Genomic DNA, 17,432 nt, shown 5'->3' on the forward strand with positions numbered 1-17,432 from the left:
GTGAGGGACGCCAACAACCCTTCGGTTTCATGGCTCAATTGGAAGCCGAAGTCTCCGGATTTCCCTATAAGATTCCCTACGGAAATCTTGTTTTCACTAGGGCAGGAACGATCCTACCAGGCTCCTTGCAGTCGCGATACTGCTCTGCAAGCTTCATTCTTACAAATCTTCTGCTCTTAGTGGTTTAACGTCTTTGAGCAGTGGGTGATTCTTGTCTGCTTCTGAAACTTCTGCTTCTTCCAAGTTTTCCCATTGGATATCTAGGCTTGGATCTGCATAGTTGACAAAAGCATATTTTGGTTTGAGTTCCAGTGCCCAGTAATCATTAACTAAGTATGTATAAGCAACTTTGTCTGTCAAAACTTGGAACCCATTTGCTACACCACGAGGGACGAAGATGCCTTTTGAAGCATCGATCACGGTTTGGTAGGTATTCCCAAAGCTATCGCCTTCACGAAGGTCTACCCAAGTTCCAAGAACCTTGCCTTCATCTGCTACAGAGATGTATTTGTCCCAAGGCTCTGCATGCAAGCCACGCAAAACATTCTTACGAGAGAATGAAATATTGTTTTGCAACTTACCTTCTGCAAAAAAGCTTTCAGGGAAGCCAAGAGGAAGCATTTTCTCTTTTTGGAAGTTTTCTTTAAACCAACCACGGTTATCCCCGCGCACTGGAATATCAAACTCCATCAAGCCTGGGATAGCTTCAATTTTGCGGGCTGCTAATTCTTTTTCGAAAAATTGTTCTGTCATTAAGCTTCTCCAATCAAACGGAGCAAATATTGTCCGTATTCGTTTTTCTTCAGTGATTGCGCTAATTCATGGACTTGTTCTTTGTTGATATAACCCATGCGATAGGCAATTTCCTCAAGGTTAGCCACTTGGACATTTTGCAAGCGTTGAACAGTTTCGATATATTGAGATGCTTGCAAGAGACTTTCGTGAGTCCCCGTATCCAACCAAGCAAAGCCACGGCCCATGAGCTCAACAGAGAGATCTCCACGCTCCAAATAGGCCTTGTTAACATCAGTGATTTCAAGCTCTCCACGAGGGCTTGGTTTGATGTTTTTGGCAATTTCTACCACATCATTGTCATAGAAGTAAAGTCCTGTCACTGCAAAGTTCGATTTTGGATGTTCTGGTTTTTCCTCGATAGAGATAGCGTTCATATCCGCGTCAAACTCTACCACACCAAAGCGTTCTGGATCTTTAACTTGGTAACCAAAGACAGTCGCTCCTTTTTCTTTCGCTTCTGCCCGTTGCAACATCTTGGTTAGGCCATTTCCGTGGAAGATATTGTCCCCAAGGATGAGTGCAACATGATCGTCACCGATAAAGTCTTCTCCGATGATGAATGCTTGCGCCAAACCATCTGGACTTGGTTGCTCTGCATAAGAGAGAGAAATTCCTAGTTCAGAACCATCTCCAAGAAGCTCTTCAAAACGAGGAAGGTCTTGAGGAGTCGAGATGATCAGGATTTCTTTGATCCCTGCCAACATAAGGGTTGACAACGGATAGTAGATCATTGGTTTGTCATAAATGGGCATCAACTGTTTAGAAGCCGCACGTGTCAATGGATACAAGCGAGTTCCTGAGCCCCCTGCTAAAATAATACCTTTCATAATGTTAGGCCTTTCTACGTAGTCATTACTCTTATTTTATCATGTTTATATAAAAAAGTCACCTTGCATCTATGTTACAAGGTGATGTTCTTTATCCCAAAGCGACGTCTAGGATCATCATAATGACAAAGCCAACCATGAGACCGAGGGTCGCAACATCTGTGTTGCCATTGGTCTGTGAATCTGGAATCAACTCTTCGACCACCACGAAGATCATCGCACCTGCCGCAAAGGAGAGGGCGTAAGGCAAGATAGCCGTCATAGATAGGACGGCAACTGCCCCTAGTAGCGCTCCTACTGGCTCGACGATGGCTGACATAGATCCCCAATAAAAGGCGTTGAGACGGGATTTTCCATCTGTCCGAATCGGGATCGAGAGGGCAGCCCCTTCTGGGATATTTTGCAAGCCAATCCCAATGGCCAAGCCAACCGCCCCGATAAAGGCTTCTGGACTAGGATTACTCGCTAGGGCTCCAAAGGCCACTCCGACCGCTAAGCCTTCTGGGAAATTGTGGATGGTAATGGCGAGAAAGAGGAGGGTTGTTTTAGACAACTTCTTCTCCCGCGGCGTATGGATACTCTCAGCCTCTTCAATCTCCTTCGTCATATGAAGGTGAGGGACGATGGCGTCAATCAAGCGGAGGAAAAATCCTCCAGTCAGAAAACCGATCGCAGCCGGTAACCAAGCCAGGCTCCCATAGGAGTTTTCCGCATACTCAATCGAGGGTTGTAAGAGCGACCAAAAAGAAGCCGCGATCATAACCCCTGCCGCAAATCCCATCATGATGTCCAGTAACTTGCGACTAATATGCTTGAAGAAAAAGACGATGGCTGACCCTACAATGGTACAGCCCCATGTAAACAATCCTGCGAGAAAGGCCTGCAAGACTACGGATTGCGATTGAAACCAATTCATAATAACTCCCATTTTCTTGATGATTCAATTGTTCTATTCTACTATTTTTAGCCCAATTAAGGAAGATCTTTCGAAAAAAAGAGAGTGGGACAGAAATCGGTAATTCGTTAGAATTCGATTTCGTCGTCCCACCTCCGCACAGTTGAGTAGGGCTGTAAAAGCTGATGAATTCAGCGTAGTAGAGCCCACTCAACCACTGCGTCTTGCTCGACAATCCAAAGACAATTGAGAAGCTAGGACTTTTGTCCCACTCTCTTCGTCACATACTGTTCAACTGGATAATCTGCTGGATCTAAGCGCAGGTTTCCTCCTACCACTAGTTGGGCTAGGTGCCAACCAATGAGGGAACCTGTTGTGAGGCCAGACGAACCAAGTCCACTGGCGACATAGAGGCCTGCTCGATCAGGAACAGCTCCCCAAAATGGTGAAAAGTCACTGGTGTAGGCACGAGTTCCCACGCGCTCCCCGATAACTTCCGCTTGAGCGAGTTCTGGATAGTAAGACAGGGCTTCTGTTTCCATCTGATTGAGCAGAACTTGATCCACTGTCAGGTCAAAGCCCATCTCATTCTCATGGGTAGCGCCCATACTGATCTTGCCATTTTGAAAGGGAATGATATCCAGCTCTCCTTCAGGCATGACCACCGGATAATCATCAGTATCTAGGTCTAGCTGATAATCCCGCAGTTGCCCCTTTTGCGGACGGACATCAACTTGGTAGCCAAGCGACTCGAGCATCTGACCCAACCAGGCTCCTGTTGCTAGGATGACTTGGTCATAGCATTCTCCTGCAATCTGATAACCATCACTTGAGACTGAGAGAGCAACCTCTTCCTTGATGACTCTTGCGCCGCTTGCCTGAAGAAGGGTTTCCGTGAGAAGGGCTCCCTCCACATGGGCTCCACCTGATGCATAAAGGAGCTTCTCAAAGCCTTGTAGATCAGGAAATTGCCGGGCTACTTCTTCCTTAGTCAAAATCGCCAAGTCCCCGATTAAGGGAGATTCTTCTCGTCGACTCAGCGCCAACTGATAGAGATCATCTAATTTTTCCTCATTTTTCTTGAGGAGATAGACGCCAGTCTGCTGGTAAAAATCTGTTTTAATTCCGTCCTTGGCCAGGTCTGCTACCAATTCTTGATAAAAGTCTGCTCCCAGACGAGCCAGGCGATACCATGCCTTATTCCGCCGTTTAGAAAACCAAGGGCTAATAATGCCAGCAGCCGCCTTAGTCGCTTGGCCCACTCCATGGTCGTAGACGGTCACATCCACCTGTGCTTCTTTGGATAAATAATAAGCTGCAGTGGATCCCACGATCCCTGCACCGATAATGGCAACTTTCATCATGACCCCTTAGATATGGCAAAAAGGATTGGTGCTGGCTTGACTGCCAATCACTTCAATCTCCCACGCTTCTTCAGCCTTCCACTGATTGAGCTTTTCTACTAATTTTGACACAAAAAGAACTTCGATATGGTGTCCTGGATCCAAGGCCAAGAGCCCATCGCTCAGCATGTCCTGAGCTGTGTGGTAGTAGATATCTCCTGTGATATAGACCTCAGCCCCTTTAGCGAGAGCATCCTTGTAAAAGGACTGGCCACTTCCTCCACAGATGGCGACGCGCTCGATGACCCGTTCCAAATCCGCCTGGTCATAATGAACCAAGCGCAAAGCGTCTAAGCCAAAGGTTTCTTTAACCTTGCTAGCCAACTGGCCAAAGGTTTGAGCGGGTACCCGACCGATGCGGCCGATTCCGAGCCCTTCCCCTGTCATACTGAGGGGCTCTGTATCTTCAATTTCCAAGAGCTGGCAAAACCAATCGTTGAGCCCATCTGGGACAATGTCAATATTGGTATGGCTGACGTAGACAGCGATATCATGCTTGATCAAATCGATATAGATCTGATTTTGAGCCCGATCGGCTACCAAATCCTTGATGGGACGGAAAATCGGTGCGTGCTTGACGATGATCAAGTCTACCCCATGGGCGATAGCTTCTGCCACTGTCTGCTCGCGGATATCTAAGGCCACCATGACCTTGTGGATGTCTTTTTGTAGCGTGCCGACCTGTAGCCCACGGACATCTCCCTCCATGGAAAGTTCCTGAGGACAGTAGGCTTCATAGCGTTTGATGACTTCACTAGCTAACATGTAGAACCTCCTTGATATGAGTGATGCGCTCTTCTAACGATGCTCTGGCAGATTGATTCTCAACTGGGACCTGCTCCAAGGCAAATTCTAATTTCTCCACTTCCTTGGACCACTTTTGGACAAAGGCTGGAGCTTGTTCCCGCATCAAATGGGGACCAAAGCGTAGTTCCTTGGCTGTCAACTCTTGAGAACCCTGTTCCACCACAAGGATCTCATAGAACTTCTCATTTTCTTCCAAGATAGCTTCATCGACAATGCAGAAATCATGATCTACTAACCAAGCCCGCAGTTCATCCTCGCGATTATTGGGTTGCAGGACCAAGCGAGAGACACCAGCTAATTTCTCAAGACCTGCGGCTAGGATATCTGCAATCAATCGTCCTCCCATACCAGCAATGGTGATACAGGAAATACCGTCTGTTGGTTCAAAGGCAGCCAATCCATTAGCCAGACGGACCTCAATCTTGTCTTCTAAGCCATTATCCGCAACATTTTGAAGGGCAGACTGATAGGGCCCTTCTACCACTTCCCCTGCAATGGCAGCCTCAATCTTGCCTTCTTGTAAGAGGGCGATTGGGAGATAAGCATGGTCACTCCCCACGTCCAACAGACGCGCTCCAGCTGGGACGAAGCTAGCCACCAAGTCCAAGCGATTTGATAATTTTGTAAATTCCATGTGCTACTTTCTAAACTTTTATTCCACCCTTTAGTATACCATGTTTGCACCATTAAAAAAAGGCGCGACGGCGCCTTATCAAATTGTTGCTAAATTGTTCTAGCTAGCTATATAAGTCGAGAAATCTCTTATTTTTGGAGCCCAAAAAATACGTATTGAGTTTTCTGCAGTGAGAAAAGTGCATGAAACTTTTTGTTTCATGCACTCGGGAGTTTTGAAAGTAAAACAGTTCGGGGGAACTGTTTTAGCCTGAGCCTAAAAATTGAAAAGCGAAGGGGTTCAAAACGAATTGAACACGGGCTGCGGATCGTGTCAAAAAGATAAGTTTTCCTAGAATCCAGAAATTCTTCGTCAAACTTCCTATTTTGACTTTATCCGCAGACGCCCTTTGTATCTTGATTTAGTCATGGAACTTCTACGAAGTTCGCTGACGTCCGAACTCACCTAAAGAAAATCTCAATACAATTGAATTATCTATGCTTAGACTTTAGTCAATTTCCTTATATTCCACTTCCAAGCCACGTTTCACAGCGGGACGATTGGCAATTTTCTCTGTCCAAGCCTGCAGATGCTTGTATTCCTTCACATCTAGGAAAATTCCTGCTCGGTCCCAGACCTTGTCTTGGGCTAGACGACCATACCAAGACCAGATGGCAATATCTGCAATGGTGTAGTCAACCCCTGCGATATAAGGTTTAGTGGCCAGTTCCTTGTCCAGTAGGTCCAATTGACGTTTGGCTTCCATGGCAAAGCGGTTGATGGCATACTCGATTTTCTCAGGTGCATAGTGGAAGAAATGACCAAAGCCCCCTCCTAAAAATGGTGCTGCACCCGTCTGCCAGAAGAGCCAGTTGAGCACCTCTGTCCGTTTAGCCAGATCAGTCGGGATTAATTTTCCAAATTTCTCCGCTAGATACAGGAGGATATTGGCCGATTCAAAGACACGAATGGCTTGATCGCCCGATTGATCCAACATGGCTGGAATTTTCGAGTTTGGGTTGATGGCTACAAAGTCACTACCAAACTGATCTCCCTCACCAATCTTGATCCGATAAGCGTCATAACCTGCATCCACTCCCAGCTCTTTCAGTTCCTCTAGCATAATAGTGGCCTTGATCCCATTGGGTGTTGGAAGGGTATAGAGTTGGAAAGGTTGATCGCCTTTTGGAAGGGTTTGTTCAAAGCGGGCACCTGCTGTTGGTTGGTTCAAGCCACCCCAGGCTCCTCCCATTTGGCTCGGTGCTTCCCATACTTCTGGTAATTGATAGTATGACATCATTCTTCTCCTTTATTTCGCTACTCCTAGCATATCAAATCTCGGGCTTCCTTTCAAAGATCTGCTACGTGAAGGCTACTTGACTTTTTTTGTCAAAATGATAGTATAGAAAAAATACAATTTTAAGGAGAAAACCATGTCCACGATCGATTTTCATAGTTTGGCAAAGACAGAACTTCACTGTCACTTAGACGGTTCCTTGTCGCTTCCAATCATTCGCCAGCTGGCAGCCATGGCCAATATTGACCTACCTGCTAGTGATGAGGAGCTCAAGCACCATGTCACTGCGCCTGCACACTGTGAGAATCTTTTGGACTATTTGGAGGCCTTTGACTACATTCGACCTCTTCTTCAGACCAAGGAAGCCTTGACGCTTGCTGCTTACGATGTGGCCAAGCAAGCTGCTCTTGAAAATGTCGTCTACATCGAGGTCCGTTTTGCCCCAGAATTGTCCATGGACCAAGGACTCACCGTCCCAGAAACTATCGATGCTGTCTGCGATGGTCTACGCCAAGCCCAGGAGGAATTTGGCATTGTTGCAAAAGCCTTGGTCTGTGGCATGCGCCAATCAGATCAAGAACTCACATCTCGTATCCTTGCCGAAGCAAACCAAGTCAGGGATCAGGAATTTGTCGGGTTTGACTTTGCTGGGGATGAGCACAACTACTCTCCAGAAGATATTCGACCTTTAATCGAGCAAGTCAAAAGTTACCATCGGCCGATGACGCTTCACGCAGGTGAGTGTCATTGCCCACACTTTGTAGCCCAATCGATTGCTTTTGGCATCAAACGCAATGGCCACGTGACGGCTCTATCTCATGAACCAGCCCTACTCCAGTCTTTTGTTGAAAATGAAGTCACCGGTGAACTCTGCTTAACCAGTAACTTACAGACAAAAGCAGCACCGACTTTAGAAGATTTCCCTTATCTGAAGATGAAGGCAGCTGGTGCTCGGATCAGTATCAATACCGATAACCGGACTGTATCTGATACCGACCTCACCAAGGAATACGCCCTCTACCATCAGCATTTCCAAACCAAGGAAACTGACTTTTACCAGCACAATGTCGATGCCATCCAGGCTTCCTTTGCCAGTGACGAGGAAAAACAAGAACTCCTTAGAAGACTAAAAAAAGCCTACGCAGACTATCTATAAATGCAAAAACTAGCACTTTTATAAAGTGCTAGTCTTTTTCTATTTTGATACGGATTCATACACGGCCATATCCTGTGGAGTCAATAAGCCAGTGTAAAAGCCATCAACATTGATCGCAGCATACTTAGTTAGGCTCTCATAGGTTTGAATGGTATGAACATAGACCCGTTTTCCAAGTTTATGTACCTGTTCGATAAACTTAGGAGTTAAGCGAGAATCGTCGATAGGGACGGTCACCGCCTCGATTTCCTTGTGCTTGGCGATAAAATCCAGCACTTCTTCTCCACTATCTGGTGAGGCGTAGAGCGTATAGATCACGTGCTTGAAAGGATAAATAGATTCGATTTCTCCGAACATCTCTTGATGATAAATTTGTGGAATCACACGATCCAATAGTTCTTTGTCTCGCTTGTTTGCTTCTGAAACAAGTTCTTTAAATTGTGTAATCCTATCTTCCTTAGAGATTTCCATCGATTTGATATCTGTCACCAACACCATATCTCGATTAATTATCATTTGATCAAACACATCCCCTATTAACATGGTCGTAAAGCGACTTGGTGTTTCTGGGGAACCATAACCCTGAAATTTCTTCCATTCCTTAGAAGAAGGTGCGACATCATCTTTGTTTCCAAAATGGTGCCAATCATGAACTGCAGCTAATTTCTTGTCACTAGTCAAATTAAAATCCATTTCAAACAAGCGATGGCCGAGATTGTAATTTTGCCGTAAAGCCTCTAAGGAATTGGTATACTTCGTATTGTACTCCTTCTCCCGGACCGTCCCTCCAGCGTGGGCTATTAGTCTTGGAGAAACCCTTAGCCAATCTTTCTTATTAACCTTGGTGTACTGCACGAAACCATATTGGTTAGACAGCTGGCCATTGGTCAAACGTTCAAGTGTTTCCTTATCCACATAGGTTTTCTTCCAGAAAGTTGTCTCTTGATGGGCTTTAAAGCGATAATGATTTTTATCAAATACCTTTGTTTTTGCGTTCCACTGGATGTCAATGATTACATTGGCATCTTTTTTACGAAATCCTGTCTTCGTTTTGGTATAGCCAGCCTCTAGTAGAGTCTCTTCTACTGGGTACAGGCCCGATGTTAATAGGTTGGTCCGTACGTAGTAAAAGCTGATCATGCCAAACAATAAAAACAATCCGACCACTAACATAGTCGGATAGAGCCATCTAAATCGTCTGCGTCTGTTTTTATCTCCCCATTTCAATTGATCAATCGTCTCCTCTTAATCCTTCCACAAATCCATGGCCTTCAAGAAATCATCTGAAACTGTCACATTGCGTGGGTTGGCTTGCTCACGTTCTTGTAGTTTCGCCTCTACTTGGGCCAGGCTGTTGATGCCTTCACCGCGCCAGTTGCGTAAAATAGCTTGGATATATTTCCAGTGTGGCTTGCCGTTAAAGACAGCTTCTCGTAATGCTGCCTTGATCACATCTGGATCTGTCTGATCCTCGCGCACAGTCTTGGTCAAGTCTTCAATCTCAAAAGGCGTCAAGAGTCGTCCCAGTTCTTGTTGGAAGGTTTCCACCAAGTCTTTGATGACATTTCCCTTAGTAGGCGTGCTCTGTGCCTTCCCTTGTGATTGGGCTCCTAAAATCTCATCCAAGCGCTCCAGGGCAATGGTCGCATCAAAGATGGCTTCAATCTCGCCATTGAGCTCAATGGTCCGGTATTGAAGGAGTCCCTTGGTGGTCAAATTGGACATAATCCTATTGACCTCTGTCACCGTTTTTCCTAGATGACTAGCAATCTGATTAGGTGTCAAAGCCTCTTGGCCAGTCGTATTTTGAAGGAAGAAAAACTGCCAAACCAAGTAGTCATCTGCTTGATCAAACAACTCATGATAATGAAAAAGCAAGGCACTTGGAAGAACCAAGTTGCCATACTTAAATGCTTGTGAATATGTCATAATTCCCCTTTATAGGTAACCATAAAATGAAATATCTTTTTCCAATTCTTCCAAGCGGTAGGGTGTTTCTTGATAAACCGCATAGTTGATCCAATTACTAAAGAAGGTCGTTGCAGCTAGATTCCAACGAATGCGAGGCTCTGTATTAGCGTCATCCCCATCAAAATAATTCTTGGGAACGTCCGGATCCAAGCCAGCCTTGACATCTCGGTGGTATTCTTTTGCCAGCGTATCGCGATCATACTCCAGATGACCAAAACTATACACCTCACGCATATCTGGACTAGCAATGATGGAAAGGCCAACTTCATTTCCCCGAGCGATCACTTGAAGATTGCTCTTTTCAAGGACTTCCTTCAAAGGAATATCTGTATAGCGAGAATGAGGGGCAAGGAAGCGATCGTCAAAGCCTCTCATGAGCAGACTTTCGGGACGCACCACTGCTTGGTCATAGATACCCGATAGCTTGTCACAGAGCTCTACTTTTTGAATCCCGTAACGGTGGTAAAGACCAGCCTGGGCTCCCCAACAAAGGTGCAAGGTAGAAAAGACATGCCGCTTGGACCATTCAAAGACCTGGGTCAATTCTTCCCAGTAGTCCACTTCCTCAAAGTCCATCTTTTCGACAGGCGCTCCTGTCACAATCAAGCCGTCATAGTAATTATCCTTGATATCCTCAAAGGTCTTGTAGAAGCTCTCCAAATGCTCAGCCGCTGTATTCTTGGATTCATGGCTCGCCATGTAGAGGAAATCTACATTGATCTGCAAGGGCGTGTTGGCAAGGAGCCGTAAGAGCTGGGTTTCTGTCGCAACCTTGGTCGGCATCAGATTAAGAATGAGAACATTCATCGGCCGAATATCCTGGTGAGTCGCCCGAACATCATCCATGACAAAAATATTTTCTGAACGAAGGATATCGACTGCTGGTAATTTTTTATCTAGAGTAATTGGCATAAAAAGCTCCCATCTTACAAGTTCTTAACTAACATTATATGATAGGAGCTTATAGTTTTCAATTATGGTTTTTCTGTAGCCAGTTATAGTATTAGACTATACTAGTAATGCATCAAGACTTTGTAGTCGTAATCGCCGATCGCTTCGCGACCTTTCAAATCATCCAACTCGATCAAGAAGGCACACCCTGCAACAATCCCACCGAGTTTTTCAATCATTTCGATGGTTGCTTTCACCGTACCACCAGTCGCCAAGAGGTCATCAACGATGAGGACACGTTGACCAGGTTTGATGGCATCTGCGTGCATGCAGAGGGTATCAACACCGTATTCTTTTTCGTAGTCAGCAGAGATGACTTCACGTGGCAATTTACCAGGCTTACGAACAGGCGCAAACCCAATTCCCAACTCAAAAGCGACCGGACATCCAACGATAAACCCACGCGCTTCAGGACCAACGATCATATCGATCTTCTTATCCGTCGCGTATTGAACGATTTCACGAATCGCATAACTATAAGCATTGCCATCTGCCATCAAAGGGCTGATATCACGGAAGGTAATCCCTTCTTGTGGATAGTTTTCAATGCTTGCAATGTAATCTTTTAAATTCATGGTTAACTTTCTTTCATAAAAAATTTTTTACATTCCATTATATCATGAATTCTACTAACTTGCATCATTTTTTGCCAAATCATTTTCCCAAGCTCCCGCGTCAAAAGCAAAAATCCCACATCCAAAAAAGATGTGGGATTGAGTTCGAAAAAAATCTCTTACTTCTCTTCTAACAATTCATTGTACTGGATTTTCATATTGCCCAAGTTTTTCATGGAATAACGTGAACTTCCATTCTTAAACCAGGTGTCAAGAATGTATTGCTCAGCGACCTTCTTACTTTGCTTTTTCAACCAAGCACGGTCTTTGTCGTAGGCAGAAAGTTTCTGTAGAAAATCACTACCCTCTACTTCTTGATCATCTGCATAAAGATAGACATCCCTTTGGAGGAACACCTTATTTGCAGAATCGTATTTGAAAGACATACGAACGTATGCATTTTCGTTTAGATGGTATTCATACCAGTAAACCCATTCAGAACTGTCTCGAAACATCATGACGGATAGGTCTTCCTGACCACTAACGATTTTTTCTGAATAGGGTAGATTTGAAATCCCTCATCTTCTTTCCAGATACCATCATTTCCTATCGTCTCTGTAAAGGGCTTAAACATCACATAGCGCATCATCCCACCATTTTCGGCATAGTTGATTTCTTCCATGGGATTCTTGAGACTCAGGTAGATTCCCAACCAATAAAGGCAAAAAAGTAGGAAGGGGCTGAGCCAGAGGAATTTTTTTAGGTGTTTTTTCATGAGGCCTGCCCTGTCAGGTAGTCGTAGATTTCACGAACCGTTCCGAGGGCCATCAACTCCTGCTCTTTCACGGTTTGTTTAAGTTTTTGGTAGATGTTGCTTTCTGCGATTTCTCGTTTTTCTGCTTCTTTATTGACCTTCATGATGCCATTTTCAATGGTCACAAAGCCCAGCTCTTGGAAAATCTGAATCATTTTGACCAAGAGGATCTGCTGGATCTTGAGATAGGCCGCTAGGTCTTTGAGTTTGTAGCGGACATCGAACTCTGGGTACTGGTAGATGGTTTTATAGAGTTTGGCATACTGGTCCCTGCTACCGTATCCTGTCAGATAGTAGGCTTTGGCGATCTCATTTTTGAAATAAACAGCCTGGAAATCATGCTCTTGGAAGATTTGCCGTAGTTGCTTTAAATCCTCAGGGATATTTCCAACTACAACAGCGGATGCCCCTGTCAGATCTGGCAGTTCTTTAGTAAAATCAAGAACGGGAACACCTGCGGGGAGGCTGGCATTTTTAGAGCGGACATTAAAGAGCTGCACGCCATCCACACGCGCATCAACCAGCATGAGCTGGAGAGTCGTTTGACCATTCCATTGGTTGACCGACAACTGCACAGCTAGCTCTAGGTCTTGCGCTTGTGCGAACTCTGCCTCTAAGCTTCCCAAGCCAAAGGCAACCACCTCAAAGGTCGCATCTTCTTGAGAAATTTTGAGTTTCAAATGGGTATTGCCGGCTCCCATCGAGCGCGCCCCTTCTACCTTGAAGTTACGGACCAGAAAGACCGGCTTTTTATTGTCCATGCCAAAAGGACTCAAGCGATCAAAGCTTTTCAAGGTCTCAAGCGTTAGTTCTGTTAGATGCAGTTCCTCGTCGATGTCTAAGCTAGACTTGCTGCTGAGATCAATTTCTTGTTCTGCAATGAAATCCGTAAGGGCCTGAGACAAGGCAGGGAGTTGGTCCACCTCTAGCGTCATTCCTGCTGCACCGGCATGTCCTCCAAAGGCGATAAAGAGAGACCGGTAGGGATCAAGGGCTTCAAAGATATTGACCGACTCAGGACTCCGAGCGCTTCCTTTAGCCCGTCCATCTTCGATGCTTAAAACAACGACCGGCTGATGAAGCTCTTCTAATAAACGACCGGCAACAATACCAAGAACCCCTGGATTCCAGCCTTCTTTGGCCAAGACCTGGGCGGATAAGCTCGGATCGACCATGGTTTTAGCTTCGTCATAGATGGCTTGGACAATCTCTTTTCGTTCTTCATTCTTCTGATGAATCATAATGGCAATCTCGTGCGCCTCTTCATCGTCAAATCCTGTTAGGAGTTCAATGGCCGGATTGGGATCATCAAGGCGGCCAAGGGCATTGAGACGAGGAGCAATCTGAAAACCAACCGTTTCTTCATTGACATCCTCCGGACGAATCCCCGCAATCTCCAAGAGCTCTTGCAAGCCCATGCGCTGGGTATGTTGGAGAACACCCAGACCGTATTTGACCAAGATCCGATTCTCATCTGTCAGGCTGACCATGTCAGCAATGGTCCCAATTGCTACCAGGTCTAAGAGATCAACCGGCACTTCCTCTAAGAGGGCGCAGGCCAACTTAAAGGCCACACCACATCCTGCTAGATAATGGAAGGGATAATCCGCATCTGGATGCTCGGGATGAATGATCGCATAAGCATCCGGTAAAACCTCTGGCATAGAGTGGTGGTCGGTCACGATGACATCGACTCCCATTGCTTGGGCCATGGCAATGGCTTGATTGCCCGCCACACCATTGTCTACCGTAACAATCAGGGAAATGCCTTGCTGCTCGATAAAGTATTTATAGACACTCTCATTGGGACCATAGCCGTCTGTAAAGCGGTTGGGTAGGTAGACTTGCACCTCTGCCCCCATCTGCTCCAAGGTTTCCTTCATAATGGAGGCCGAGGTCATCCCGTCCGCATCATAGTCACCATAAATCAAGATCTGCTCATAATCTTCGATGGCCCGTCGGATGCGCTCCACTGCCTTGTCCATATCATGGAGCAAATAAGGGTCGTGTAGCTTCTCCAGCTTGGGTTCTAAAAAGTCTTCTAAATCCTCTTTGGTCTGAATGCCACGCTCATACAGCAAGGTTGCTACGGACGCTTCCAGGCCTGCTTTTTTGGCAAGGGCTAAAAAGGCCTCATCTGCACTTGGCGAAGCTAACTGCCAATCGTATTTTGAAGTGATCATCTAGCTTTTGGTCTCCTCTTTTTCTTATCTGATTATTATATCATGAAAGCCTAAAATGGCGGGAAATAAAAGGTCAGGTAATAGTTGGAATATTTGAAAATACAAAATATTTAAAAATAGTTGCTATCGTATTACTTAGCTCTATCCCTATTCCCCCTTTTATCAGTCAAATAGATAAGGCTGGGACAAAAGTCCTAGCCTCTCAATTGTTTTTGGATTGTCGAGCAAGACGCAGTGGTTGAGTGGGCTCTACTACGCTGATTTCATCAGCTTTTACAGCCCTACTCAACTGTGCGGAGGTGGGACGACGAAATCGAATTCTAACGAATTACCGATTTCTGTCCCACTCTCTTATTTCATATAAATCATCCCTGTACAGGCTTGCTCGGAAAGTTCGACAAAGCCGAGGGACTGGTAAAAGGCTAGATTTTTCTCGCTACGTTCAGTGGCAAGAAGCCGTTGGTAGACATTTGGGAAACTCCCTAAAGCCTCTTCCAAGAGTTTCCTTCCGATGCCTTGACGCTGGTGATCTGGCCGTACCAAAAGGTCCTGTACAAAAATAACAGAGTGGCCATCTCCTACCAAGCGAATGTAGGCGACGAGCTCTTTCTCATCATAGACGGCCAACTGCCAGAGACTGGCTTTGACAGCTTCTTCTAGCATGGTTGGGTTGTTGGTATAATTGGTCCAGCCGACTGAGCTGTACAATGCGAGTAAGTCTGCCATCGCTGGATTCTCTTGTTTGTAATCTAACATCTTAACTCCTTTTTAAGGTATAGTGCTGGAAGAAGGCGATATCCCTGTAAGGGGACTCTTGACAGACCGCCAACTCCATCTTGAGCATAGACTCTCGCCAGCCTTCTTGGCCCTTGAAGCGATTGTCCTGTAAGGCATAAAAGACTCGAATTCCTTGGTAGTCCTGAACTTCGAGGGCTAGATCTTCAACAGCTAGATAGACATCATAGGCCTGTGCCAAACCCATGGAGTGGGTTTCCAGATCGTGGCCTGCTAGCAAATCGAGAGCCTTCTGAGTATCATTTTCAAAAACTACTGTCTGCAGGACGCGACCAACCTCATTGTGCTTGACGATAGAGAGCAGGCCACCTGGTTTCAAGAGACGGGTGAATTCCTTGAGAACCACCTTGCGATCCTCTACATACTCCAAGACATTGTGGCAGAGGATGACATCAAAACTAGCATCTTCAAAGCTCTCTATCTGGTCCAGACTTCCGACGAGTTGCTGGTAGGGATGGTCCTGAGCCCGCAAAGCCACCATTTCCTCATTAGGTTCCACAGCAAGGACTTCATTGTCTTGCGCCAAGTGGTTGGCTACAAGGCCAAAACCACTGCCAAAATCAAGCACTCGCTTCCCCTTGATGTCCTGTAATTGTTCAAAAAGGATATCATAATAGATCTGTCCCCAGGGTTGCCGGAGGTTCTCTAAATAAGCTTGAATATTTGCGGCCATCTATCTCCTCCTATTTGAAATTGAACATCTTGCTGGCTAGCTTGTCCGAGATACGAGGGAAAAGGGTATAGAGCTTGTGGGTCAAGTTCAAAAGCCAAGGAAGATTGAGTTCGCGTTTTGGTTTTCCAAAGTTTTTCACAATCTTCTTAGCCACAAAGTCTGGTTCCAAAATGTAGCGATCCACAGCTTTGACATAGCTTCCATCTGGGTCTGCCTGGTCAAAGAAAGTGGTCCGAATGGGGCCTGGATTGACCGTCGTCACATGGAGACCAAAGGGCATGAGTTCTAACCGCAGGGCATTGGAGAAGCCAATGGCCGCAAACTTAGTAGCCGAATAAAGGCTCGATTTAGCTGTTGCAACGAGACCCGCCATGCTGACGATGTTGACGATGTGCCCCTTGCCTGCTTCCTTCATGCGGGCACCCATCAAGCGTGAAAACTGCATGAGGGCAAAGGTATTGACCTCAAACATCTCCTGCACCTGCTGGTCAGAAATGCGATCAAAGGCCTCAAAAATCCCATAGCCTGCATTGTTGACCAAGATATCGATCTGCCCGTAGCGCTGATAGAGCTCTTCTACCAAATCTTGGACGGCTGAAGAATCAGTGATATCGATCCCGATGCATTCAGCTTGAGGATGACTGGCATAGAGCTTTTCCAGTTTTTCTTGATTTCTGCCTAGGAGAATCAGCCGGTCTTCAGGGAGGAGCTTGACCATTTCTTGGGCCAAGCCTCCACTTGCTCCTGTTACGAGAATGGTTCGCATCTTAGATCTCCACTTCTTCCAAATCTTTGACGACATAGACATTTTCAAAAATGCTGGATGCATCCTTGCGCAATTGGCTGATGTCTTTTGATAAGAAGCGAGCACTGATGTGGTTGAGAAGAAGGCGCTTGGCTCCAGCTTCACGCGCTACTTCTGCTGCCTGCATATTGGTCGAGTGGCCGTGTTTACGAGCAATCTTCTCATCACCCTTGCCATAGGTGGACTCATGGACGAGGACATCCGCATTGACCCCGAGGCGGACGCTGGCATCAGTCTTTCTGGTATCTCCGAGGATCGTGATAATCTTACCAGGCCGAGGGGCTGAAATATAATCCGCTGCAATGATCTTAGTGCCATCTTCCAGGGTGACATCTTGGCCATTTTTGACCTGACCAAAGAGCGGTCCAAATGGGACGCCCGCTGCCTTGAGCTTGTCTGCGTCGAGTGTCCCTTCCAAGTCCTTCTGCATGATCCGGTAACCCACACAGAAAATGGTGTGGTCCAAAGCCTCCGCATAAACCGTAAATTTATCGGTTTCTAAAATCTTACCCAGAGAATGTTCATCGAATTCATGAAAATGGATGCGGTAAGGCAGGCGAGAGCCTGATACGCGAAGACTGGTCATGACAAAGGATTTGATGCCTACTGGACCATAGATATCCAGATCCGTCTGCTCTTCATTGGCCTGAAAGGCCCGACTAGAGAGGAAACCTGGCAAACCAAAGATATGGTCTCCGTGTAGGTGAGTGATAAAGATCTTGCTAACCTTTCGCGGACGAATGGTCGTTTCTAAAATTTGATTCTGTGTCGCTTCACCACAATCAAAGAGCCAGACTTCATTGATCTCGTCCAGCAATTTGAGCGCTAGGCTCGATACATTACGGGCTTTTGAGGGTTGCCCAGCTCCCGTTCCTAAAAATTGAATGTCCATT

General features: G+C 45.9%; 17 protein-coding genes and 1 pseudogene. 1 reads left to right on the forward strand and 17 read right to left on the reverse strand.

The annotated features are described in order from the left end of the window. Positions 1 to 159: 159 nt before the first annotated feature. The 7 genes from HMPREF0833_RS03875 to yghU form a co-directional block, all read right to left on the reverse strand. A complete protein-coding gene (locus HMPREF0833_RS03875) occupies positions 160 to 753 on the reverse strand; it encodes a dTDP-4-dehydrorhamnose 3,5-epimerase family protein (RefSeq protein WP_013903799.1) in 594 nt (197 codons plus the stop codon). Continuing rightward, entirely contained in the window at positions 753 to 1,622 is an 870-nt protein-coding gene (gene rfbA / locus HMPREF0833_RS03880) for a glucose-1-phosphate thymidylyltransferase RfbA (RefSeq protein WP_003016930.1), read from the reverse strand. Before rfbA ends, HMPREF0833_RS03875 begins: the two co-directional genes overlap by 1 nt. Positions 1,623 to 1,713: 91 nt before the next feature. Beyond that, on the reverse strand, positions 1,714 to 2,538 hold the full coding sequence (locus HMPREF0833_RS03885) for a ZIP family metal transporter (RefSeq protein ID WP_041818284.1): 825 nt from the start codon (positions 2,536 to 2,538) through the stop codon (positions 1,714 to 1,716). Positions 2,539 to 2,771: 233 nt separating this feature from the next. Continuing rightward, a complete protein-coding gene (locus HMPREF0833_RS03890) occupies positions 2,772 to 3,881 on the reverse strand; it encodes an NAD(P)/FAD-dependent oxidoreductase (RefSeq protein WP_013903801.1) in 1,110 nt (369 codons plus the stop codon). A gap of 6 nt (positions 3,882 to 3,887) precedes the next feature. Then, positions 3,888 to 4,685: a Nif3-like dinuclear metal center hexameric protein gene (locus tag HMPREF0833_RS03895; RefSeq protein ID WP_013903802.1), complete on the reverse strand. Its 798-nt coding sequence runs from the start codon at positions 4,683 to 4,685 to the stop codon at positions 3,888 to 3,890. After that, the gene (locus HMPREF0833_RS03900; protein WP_013903803.1) at positions 4,675 to 5,361 is read right to left on the reverse strand and encodes a tRNA (adenine(22)-N(1))-methyltransferase; all 687 of its coding nucleotides are present in this window, start codon (positions 5,359 to 5,361) and stop codon (positions 4,675 to 4,677) included. Before HMPREF0833_RS03900 ends, HMPREF0833_RS03895 begins: the two co-directional genes overlap by 11 nt. A gap of 487 nt (positions 5,362 to 5,848) precedes the next feature. Then, the gene (yghU, locus tag HMPREF0833_RS03905) at positions 5,849 to 6,637 is read right to left on the reverse strand and encodes a glutathione-dependent disulfide-bond oxidoreductase (protein WP_041818288.1); all 789 of its coding nucleotides are present in this window, start codon (positions 6,635 to 6,637) and stop codon (positions 5,849 to 5,851) included. Positions 6,638 to 6,773: 136 nt separating this feature from the next. Between yghU and add the strand changes: the two genes are divergently transcribed. After that, positions 6,774 to 7,793: an adenosine deaminase gene (add, locus tag HMPREF0833_RS03910; RefSeq protein ID WP_013903805.1), complete on the forward strand. Its 1,020-nt coding sequence runs from the start codon at positions 6,774 to 6,776 to the stop codon at positions 7,791 to 7,793. Between the two features lie 39 nt (positions 7,794 to 7,832). Here the strand turns inward: add and HMPREF0833_RS03915 are convergent, their stop codons facing one another. The 10 genes and pseudogenes from HMPREF0833_RS03915 to rnz all read right to left on the reverse strand — a co-directional run bounded on the left by HMPREF0833_RS03915 (position 7,833) and on the right by rnz (position 17,431). Next, the gene (locus HMPREF0833_RS03915) at positions 7,833 to 9,020 is read right to left on the reverse strand and encodes a glycerophosphodiester phosphodiesterase family protein (RefSeq protein WP_041818291.1); all 1,188 of its coding nucleotides are present in this window, start codon (positions 9,018 to 9,020) and stop codon (positions 7,833 to 7,835) included. A gap of 18 nt (positions 9,021 to 9,038) precedes the next feature. Next, positions 9,039 to 9,722, reverse strand: coding sequence for a DnaD domain-containing protein (locus HMPREF0833_RS03920; protein ID WP_013903807.1), 684 nt, complete (start codon positions 9,720 to 9,722; stop codon positions 9,039 to 9,041). 9 nt (positions 9,723 to 9,731) lie between these two features. Next, positions 9,732 to 10,676, reverse strand: coding sequence for a homoserine O-acetyltransferase MetA (gene metA, locus HMPREF0833_RS03925; RefSeq protein ID WP_013903808.1), 945 nt, complete (start codon positions 10,674 to 10,676; stop codon positions 9,732 to 9,734). A 101-nt stretch (positions 10,677 to 10,777) separates the two neighbouring features. Further along, positions 10,778 to 11,290, reverse strand: a complete 513-nt coding sequence (locus HMPREF0833_RS03930) for an adenine phosphoribosyltransferase (protein WP_003015168.1) — start codon at positions 11,288 to 11,290, stop codon at positions 10,778 to 10,780. A 158-nt stretch (positions 11,291 to 11,448) separates the two neighbouring features. After that, a pseudogene (locus HMPREF0833_RS11120) lies at positions 11,449 to 12,044 on the reverse strand (TipC family immunity protein). Next, positions 12,041 to 14,266, reverse strand: coding sequence for a single-stranded-DNA-specific exonuclease RecJ (recJ, locus tag HMPREF0833_RS03940; RefSeq protein WP_013903811.1), 2,226 nt, complete (start codon positions 14,264 to 14,266; stop codon positions 12,041 to 12,043). The pseudogene HMPREF0833_RS11120 and the gene recJ overlap by 4 nt, the downstream one beginning before the upstream one ends. A 351-nt stretch (positions 14,267 to 14,617) precedes the next feature. Next, on the reverse strand, positions 14,618 to 15,022 hold the full coding sequence (locus HMPREF0833_RS03945; protein WP_013903812.1) for a GNAT family N-acetyltransferase: 405 nt from the start codon (positions 15,020 to 15,022) through the stop codon (positions 14,618 to 14,620). Between the two features lies 1 nt (position 15,023). Beyond that, entirely contained in the window at positions 15,024 to 15,734 is a 711-nt protein-coding gene (locus HMPREF0833_RS03950) for a class I SAM-dependent methyltransferase (protein WP_013903813.1), read from the reverse strand. Positions 15,735 to 15,744: 10 nt separating this feature from the next. Then, a complete protein-coding gene (locus HMPREF0833_RS03955) occupies positions 15,745 to 16,500 on the reverse strand; it encodes an SDR family NAD(P)-dependent oxidoreductase (protein ID WP_041818296.1) in 756 nt (251 codons plus the stop codon). Position 16,501: 1 nt separating this feature from the next. Beyond that, a complete protein-coding gene (gene rnz, locus HMPREF0833_RS03960) occupies positions 16,502 to 17,431 on the reverse strand; it encodes a ribonuclease Z (RefSeq protein WP_013903815.1) in 930 nt (309 codons plus the stop codon). Between the last annotated feature and the right edge of the window lies 1 nt (position 17,432).

Source organism: Streptococcus parasanguinis ATCC 15912 (assembly GCF_000164675.2).
GTDB lineage: Bacteria > Bacillota > Bacilli > Lactobacillales > Streptococcaceae > Streptococcus > Streptococcus parasanguinis.